Source organism: Allobacillus salarius (assembly GCF_007559425.1).
GTDB classification, from domain to species: Bacteria; Bacillota; Bacilli; order Bacillales; family Alkalibacillaceae; genus Allobacillus; species Allobacillus salarius.
The window spans coordinates 285-2,148 of the sequence record NZ_VMHE01000056.1 but is presented as its reverse complement, the minus strand read 5'-3'; the positions used below and the strand labels follow the sequence as shown (position 1 = coordinate 2,148).

Genomic DNA, 1,864 nt, shown 5'->3' with positions numbered 1-1,864 from the left:
AGTTCTGAACATGTTAAAACATCTATCGTGTTAAAAACCGATGATTATAACGTAGATAGAGGCGCTTATATTTCAGACGAATTAACGATAGTAGACGCAATTAATGGGCGTTTGCAGTATGTGATACCGAATGAATTTTTAAAACATTCAGGCAAGGTGCATGCTCAGGCATTCTTTACACAAAACGGGAGTAATAATGTTGTTGTTGAACGTCAATTTAGCTTCAATATTGAAAATGATTTAGTTAGTGGGTTTGATGGTATAACAAAGCTTGTTTATATCAAATCTATTCAAGATACTATCGAAGCTGTCGGTAAAGACTTTAACCAATTAAAGCAAAATATGGCTGATACACAAACGTTAATAGCAAAAGTGAATGATAGTGCGACAAAAGGCATTCAACAAATCGAAATCAAGCAAAACGAAGCTATACAAGCTATTACTGCGACGCAAACTAGTGCAACACAAGCTGTTACAGCTGAATTCGATAAAATAGTTGAAAAAGAGCAAGCGATTTTTGAACGTGTTAACGAAGTTGAACAACAAATCAATGGCGCTGACCTTGTTAAAGGTAATTCAACAACAAATTGGCAAAAGTCTAAACTTACAGATGATTACGGTAAAGCAATTGAATCGTATGAGCAGTCCATAGATAGCGTTTTAAGCGCAGTTAACACATCTAGGATTATTCATATTACTAATGCAACAGATGCGCCAGAAAAGACGGATATAGGCACGTTAGAGAAGCCTGGACAAGATGGTGTTGATGACGGTTCTTCGTTCGATGAATCAACTTATACATCAAGCAAATCTGGTGTGTTAGTTGTTTATGTTGTTGATAATAATACTGCTCGTGCAACATGGTACCCAGACGATTCAAACGATGAGTACACAAAATACAAAATCTACGGCACATGGTACCCGTTTTATAAAAAGAATGATGGAAACTTAACTAAGCAATTTGTTGAAGAAACGTCTAACAACGCTTTAAATCAAGCTAAGCAGTATGTAGATGATAAATTCGGAACAACGAGCTGGCAACAACATAAGATGACAGAGGCGAATGGTCAATCAATTCAAGTTAACTTAAATAATGCGCAAGGCGATTTGGGATATTTAACTGCTGGTAATTACTATGCAACAAGAGTGCCGGATTTACCAGGTAGCGTTGAAAGTTATGAGGGTTATTTATCGGTATTCGTTAAAGATGATACAAACAAGCTATTTAACTTCACACCTTATAACTCTAAAAAGATTTACACACGATCAATCACAAACGGCAGACTTGAGCAACAGTGGACAGTTCCTAATGAACATAAATCAACGGTATTGTTCGACGGTGGCGCAAATGGTGTAGGTACAACAATCAATCTAACTGAACCGTACACAAACTATTCTATTTTGTTGGTAAGTGGAACTTATCCAGGTGGCGTTATTGAGGGATTCGGACTAACCGCATTACCTAACGCGATTCAATTGAGTAAAGCGAATGTAGTTGACTCAGACGGCAACGGTGGCGGTATTTATGAGTGCTTACTATCCAAAACAAGTAGCACTACTTTAAGAATAGATAACGATGTGTACTTTGATTTAGGTAAAACATCAGGTTCTGGAGCGAATGCCAACAAAGTTACTATAACTAAAATTATGGGGTGGAAATAATGAAAATCACAGTAAACGATAAAAACGAAGTTATCGGATTCGTTAATACTGGCGGTTTACGCAATAGTTTAGATGTAGATGATAACAATGTGCCTATTAAATTTAAAGAAGAGTTCGAACCTAGAAAGTTTGTTTTCACTAACGGCGAAATTAAATACAATAGCAATTTCGAAAAAGAAGACGTACCGAATGCATCAAACCA

General features: G+C 36.5%; 2 protein-coding genes. Both read left to right on the top strand.

What is annotated here, in order from left to right; translation table 11 throughout:
• Positions 1 to 1,662: phage baseplate upper protein (locus tag FPQ13_RS12935; RefSeq protein ID WP_186279687.1), on the top strand; the 1,662-nt coding region annotated here is incomplete at its 5' end.
• The coding region (locus FPQ13_RS13830) for a DUF2977 domain-containing protein (RefSeq protein WP_033859221.1) at positions 1,662 to 1,864 on the top strand (203 nt) is incomplete at its 3' end. The genes FPQ13_RS12935 and FPQ13_RS13830, both read left to right, overlap by 1 nt.